A 5,614-nucleotide genomic window follows, 5' to 3' on the forward strand; every position below is an offset into this window, starting at 1 on the left:
AGTCCCTTCTTCACCGAAGATGCTGCTGATTACAATTTAAATTTTAAAGATTCAGTTTAAGCGTACTGAACTTACAAGGACAACTATAATTTAAAAGATTCCCGTGAGTATCCAAAGAGGCATTAGGGACTGACTGTCCATCACCGCAATGGTATGGCTGGTTTTCCTATGCTTTCAGAATCGACGAAAGGAGCGAAGCGGAACCTCACGGGCCGACAATGCGGTAAAACCGCAATTGATTTAACCTAAACTCCATTTTTAAAAAACCGAACTCAAGATGATATGGAAGTAAATAGTATCATGAATTAGCCGTGGGGGTTTCGATTAATTCGCTTGACACGCGGCATTCTGTTTTGTATAATTAAGCAACATATAAGCAAAGACAAAGATCGGGAAGAGTAGTTGCCGGCGAAGCAAAAGAGAGGAACCGTCACCGGCTGAAAGCGGTTCTGGCGGAGTGGCAGTGAAAGTGCGCCCGGGAGTTGTGGTGCCGAAAGCAAGTAGGTGCCAACGGTGGAGGCCGTTACAGCTCGGCTTGAGGGGTTTTTTCATAACCTGAAGCAGAGTGGAACCACGAAATCAATCCTTTCGTCTCTGATGAGGCGAAAGGATTTTTTATATTATAAATTAAAGAGGAGGGAATATGGATGGGATTGTTCGGGCGAATCAAGAAGGATATTAATGTTATTTTTGAGCGGGATCCCGCGGCAAAGAGCGTTGCGGAGGTCATCTTTTGTTACCCTGGTTTCCATGCCATCCTCATGCATAGATGTGCACACTGGCTCTATCAAAGGGGAATGGTTATCTTACCCAGGATGATCTCTCAATTTGGTAGATTTATCACCGGAATTGAAATCCATCCCGGAGCAATAATTGGGGAGGGGCTGTTCATTGACCACGGCACCGGGGTTGTCATCGGGGAGACCACGGAAATCGGTGATAATGTAACCATTTACCAGGGTGTGACCCTTGGGGGGACCGGCAAAGAAAAGGGGAAGCGCCATCCTACCCTGGGCAATAATGTGGTGGTCAGCAGCGGAGCCAAGGTCCTGGGGTCTCAAAAAATAGGCAGCAATGTCAAGATCGGTGCGGGGTCTGTGGTACTCCAGGAGGTGCCTGACAACTGCACAGTTGTAGGGGTACCGGGAAAGGTTGTCAAGCGTGATGGCCGTAGAGTGAGGGATATTGATGATGATGGCATCGATCTGAGGCACAATCTCCTGCCTGACCCGGTAGGGGAGATGATAGTGACATTACAAGAAAGAATTATTCATCTGGAAAAACAGATTGCTGAACTGGAGGAAAAGCTAGATGGCCCTGAAAGTCTACAACACATTATCTAAACAGAAAGAGCAGTTGCTGCCCAAGCTGCCGCAGCAGATGAAGATCTATACTTGCGGCCCCACCACATACAACTTTATTCACCTGGGGAATGCCCGTCCACTGGTGATCTTTGATACCATCAGGAGGTACCTGGAATACAAGGGGTACCGCGTCACTTATATCCAGAACTTTACTGATATCGATGACAAGATCATCAACCGTGCCAGGGAGGAAAATATGGATCCCTTTGAACTCGCTGACAAGTATATCGGTGAGTACTTCAGGGACGCCGATGCCCTCAGGGTGAAGAGGGCGGATGTTCATCCCCGGGCCAGTGAACACATCCCCGAGATGCTGGAGATGGTCAAGGTGCTTTATGAGAAGGGGATCGCCTATGAAGAGGGCGGGGATGTTTATTTTTCCGTGAGAAAGTTCAGGGGTTATGGGAAGCTGTCCGGACGCAGTTTAGAAGAGATGCTGGCCGGTGCACGGATAGGTGTAGATGAGCGCAAGCATGACCCCCTGGATTTTGTCCTCTGGAAGGCAGCAAAGCCGGGGGAACCGGCCTGGGAGAGCCCCTGGGGAATGGGTCGACCGGGCTGGCACCTGGAATGCTCCGCGATGTCCATCAAATACCTGGGATTCAGTTTTGATATTCACGGTGGCGGCAGTGACCTCATTTTTCCCCATCATGAAAATGAGATCGCTCAGGCGGAGGCCTATACAGGTTCCGCTCCCTTTGCCCGCTACTGGATCCACAACGGGTTCGTTACAATTGACCAGGAAAAGATGTCCAAATCTCTGGGCAACTTCTTTATCGTGAGGGATCTGCTTCAAGAGTGGGCTCCTGAGATCTTGCGTTTTTTCCTGCTTTCCACCCACTACAGAAGCCCCCTGGATTACGGCTCCGGGAGTTTGAAGTCCGCCCGGAAAAGCTACAACAGGCTGGCCAACACCCTGGAACTGCTGGACGGCATCACTGATGGCAAACAAGATGCAGCTGTGGGAAGGCTTTCTAAGGATGCGGAGGCTTTTCGCGATCGTATAGCCTTTTGTGTTGCTAAATTTGAAAAAGCCATGGATGATGATTTTAACACCGCCTTAGGGTTGGCAGCTCTTTATGATATGGGACGGGAAATCAACGCTTTTATCAATAATAAAGATTTTGTACCCACACCTGCAGTGATCCATGTATTGATCCAGGCGCGGCAGTCTTATCAAGAGCTTTTGGATACTCTTGGCCTTCTTCCCGGGGAAAAACGGGAATTAGGACCGGAGTATTTAGAGGGGATTCGGGAGATCGCTTTATCTCTGCAAGATAAGGCAGGGGATCTATTGCAATCACCACTTCCCCAGGATCCCCAGGGAATACTGGATATTCTGATTTCAGTGCGTCAGGAGGCAAGGGCACAGAAGGATTTTCAACTGTCCGACCAGCTGCGAGATGCCCTCAAAAAAGAAGGTATTATCCTGGAGGATACCCCCCGAGGTACCCGCTGGAGGCTTGTGTGATATTTTTCGCAGTGGTAGGAGATTGCTGCGGTCAGGATCCTGTCAGGTTATAAATAAATTTTACCCGGAGAGATGGCCTTTAATGTGTCAAAAGGTTATTATTAAAGTGAATGCTGAAAAAGTCGGAACGGAGCGCTGATCATGCATAATATCCATACAGATAAGAAGTTATCAAAGATGAAAGTTGAGTTAATCACCTATACCCCGGATCCGGAGGCAGCGGTTGCTGCGGCGGCGCGGATCTGCTACTCTGACCGCGGTGCCCTTGATTTGAAACAGGATCTGGGCAAGGAAGAGGTAAGTTCTTTGTTGAAAAGGCTGATCTCCATGGGGCACCTCTCTCCTGTAGAACATGCCAGTTTTACCTTTGCCATCGAAGGGGTGAGCCGCTCTCTTTCTCACCAATTGGTAAGGCACCGTATCGCTTCTTACTCTCAGAAGTCACAGCGCTATGTGAATGAGAATAATTTTTCCTATATCACACCCCCTTCCATCCGCTGCGGACCCAGATGCCGCAGCCCTGTTCACCCGTGTGATGGGGGATTTACAGGAGGCGTATAGGAAGCTATCCGGTATTGTCCCGCGGAGGATGCCCGCTATCTGCTCCCTAATGCTGTGGAAACAAAGCTTGTTTGTACCATGAATGCCCGCTCCCTTTTTAACTTCTTTCGGATGCGCTGCTGCCGCCGTGCCCAGTGGGAGATCCGGGAACTGGCTTTAAGGATGAGGGAGCAGGTGCGCCAGGTTGCACCCATACTGTTCGCTTTAGCAGGCCCCTCCTGTGAGATAGAGGGAATCTGCTGGGAGGGTGAGTTTTCCTGCGGCAGAGCGCAGGAGGTGCGCTGTCGAGAGGTGACAGATGATGGATGAGACAATCTGGGGACGCAATCCGGTAATGGAGGCCCTGCGAGCAGGGCGTCCCTGTAACAAGATCATGATCGCCCGGGGCAGCCGAGGCGGTATGGGTGATCTTGTCTCCAGTGCACAAAAAAAGGGGATTCCAGTACAGTATGTGCCGCGCAATGTCCTCGACCGTCTGACCGAAGGAGCCAACCACCAGGGTATCGCCGCTTCCCTCAGCCCGAAAAAATATGTTCATGTAGATGATATTTTGGCCCGTGCCGCGGCCTGGGGAGAAGACCCCCTGGTGATTGTTCTTGCTGGGTGGGAAGACCCCCAGAATGTGGGCGCCATAATTCGCAGTGCTGAGGCGGCAGGTGTGCACGGGTTGATCATTCCCAGACACAGAGCGGTTCCTTTGACCGGGACTGTAGAGAAGGTCTCTGCCGGAGCCCTGGAGTATATGCTGGTCAGCAGGGTCGGGAACCTCTCTCAAACCTTGAATGGCTTAAAAAAAGAGGGTCTCTGGGTGGCCGGTGCAGACATGACGGGAGAACTCCCGTATTATGAGGCGGAGCTGACCTGTCCCCTTGCTCTCGTCATCGGTGGGGAAGGAAAGGGTTTAGGACACCTGACTAAAGTCTGTGATTATCTTGTACGCATTCCTATGCAGGGAAGAATTGAATCACTAAATGCTGCAGCAGCAGGTTCCATTCTTGTTTTTGAGGTTATGCGTCAGAGGTTACAGGCAGCGAAAAAAGGGCGCCGGGGAAGGTGAGGTATTGGATGGTATCCTGCTGGTAGATGGGTACAATGTGATCAACAATTGGCCGGAGCTGTCAGATCTGAAAGAGCATGACCTCAGCTATGCACGCGAACAGTTGGTTGCCGATCTGGCCGAATTCCAAGCTCTCTGCGGTATCAGTGTGATTGTGGTTTTTGATGCCCATTTTGTCAAAGGGGGAGTGGGACACAGTGAACATTACCTGGGGGTTGAAGTGGTTTACACCAGAGAAGGGGAAACAGCGGACAACTGGATAGAGCGCTATGCAGTACAGCATCGTTTAGCATCTCAAGAAGAAAAAAATCTGTCGCTTTTTGTGGCAACCTATGACTGGCTGGAGCAGCGGATCATCTCCGCACAAGGCGCCTACAGGGTTACACCCCAGGAACTCCGGCAGGATATGCAGAAGATAAAAAATATCGAAAAAATGCGGTTAAGCAGTAAATGCGAACGCGTGCTGCTTGATCATCATCTCTCAGAGAGCACAAAGAAGGTTTTAGAGGGTTGGCGCAGGCACAAGTTTTCTGATTTTTGATGCGAATTTGTCAGTATATAGCAGTTATATGTAATACTAGATTAATAATAGACGTTATGTATTTTATTATATAAAATATCGACAATCACAACAGAACTGACGCATAGCCTTTAACTACTATGCCCGACAAGGGTTTCCAGAGACTAGAAGAAATATTTTATCGAAAAAGGAACTGGACAGCGGTAATTAATTATGAGACAATAGTGTGGGTTATTATCAAAGGGGGCCTGCACTATGACAAAACAATACGACAACCAAGTCTTGGTAAGCGGCAGATATTTCACCGAACAGGAACTGCAAGATGTTAAGGAAATAATACGCATGTTTCCGAAACTAAGCCTTACCGAGCTAGCAAATACGGTCTGTGAGAACTTAGATTGGGTAACACCGAATGGTCGGAACAAGACAGCTTCATTAGACCTACAAGCTTTTAAAGAAACTTGAAAGAAAAGGGGTCAATTACCCTACCAGCCAAACAAGAAGATAAGATTCACGACAACCGGGATCGGATTGAGTTTGGGGTACACACGAGGCCTGCTCAGTTGATAGAGGGAAGCGTGAGCGAGTTTTGAAGCCATCGGGTTAGAACTGGTAAGAAGTCGAGACGGCATTAGAATTAT

At 49.2% G+C, this 5,614-nt stretch carries 5 protein-coding genes, 1 pseudogene and 1 other annotated feature; all 6 genes and pseudogenes read left to right on the forward strand.

Annotated features, from left to right (window positions below):
- Positions 1 to 376: 376 nt before the first annotated feature.
- Positions 377 to 599: a binding site (T-box leader), on the forward strand.
- 54 nt (positions 600 to 653) lie between these two features.
- The 6 genes and pseudogenes from cysE to SSCH_RS06555 all read left to right on the forward strand — a co-directional run bounded on the left by cysE (position 654) and on the right by SSCH_RS06555 (position 5,438).
- The gene (cysE, locus tag SSCH_RS06530) at positions 654 to 1,343 is read left to right on the forward strand and encodes a serine O-acetyltransferase (RefSeq protein WP_044664771.1); all 690 of its coding nucleotides are present in this window, start codon (positions 654 to 656) and stop codon (positions 1,341 to 1,343) included.
- The gene (gene cysS, locus SSCH_RS06535; protein WP_044664772.1) at positions 1,318 to 2,835 is read left to right on the forward strand and encodes a cysteine--tRNA ligase; all 1,518 of its coding nucleotides are present in this window, start codon (positions 1,318 to 1,320) and stop codon (positions 2,833 to 2,835) included. The genes cysE and cysS overlap by 26 nt, the downstream gene beginning before the upstream one ends.
- A 177-nt stretch (positions 2,836 to 3,012) precedes the next feature.
- A pseudogene (gene thyX / locus SSCH_RS06540) lies at positions 3,013 to 3,705 on the forward strand (FAD-dependent thymidylate synthase).
- Positions 3,695 to 4,453, forward strand: a complete 759-nt coding sequence (rlmB, locus tag SSCH_RS06545; RefSeq protein WP_044664768.1) for a 23S rRNA (guanosine(2251)-2'-O)-methyltransferase RlmB — start codon at positions 3,695 to 3,697, stop codon at positions 4,451 to 4,453. Before thyX ends, rlmB begins: the two are co-directional and overlap by 11 nt.
- Positions 4,454 to 4,457: 4 nt before the next feature.
- Positions 4,458 to 4,994, forward strand: coding sequence for an NYN domain-containing protein (locus SSCH_RS06550; RefSeq protein WP_044664769.1), 537 nt, complete (start codon positions 4,458 to 4,460; stop codon positions 4,992 to 4,994).
- A 234-nt stretch (positions 4,995 to 5,228) separates the two neighbouring features.
- Positions 5,229 to 5,438 (forward strand): hypothetical protein, encoded by a 210-nt coding sequence (locus SSCH_RS06555; protein ID WP_044664770.1) that lies wholly within the window; start codon positions 5,229 to 5,231, stop codon positions 5,436 to 5,438.
- Positions 5,439 to 5,614: the final 176 nt, after the last annotated feature.

Source organism: Syntrophaceticus schinkii (assembly GCF_000946815.1).
Lineage (GTDB): Bacteria > Bacillota > DSM-12270 > Thermacetogeniales > Thermacetogeniaceae > Syntrophaceticus > Syntrophaceticus schinkii.

Coding starts and splice junctions, on each gene's coding strand:
- rlmB (WP_044664768.1), top strand. CDS start 3,695: ATGATGGATGAGACAATCTGGGGACGCAATCCGGTAATGGAGGCCCTG.
- SSCH_RS06555 (WP_044664770.1), top strand. CDS start 5,229: ATGACAAAACAATACGACAACCAAGTCTTGGTAAGCGGCAGATATTTC.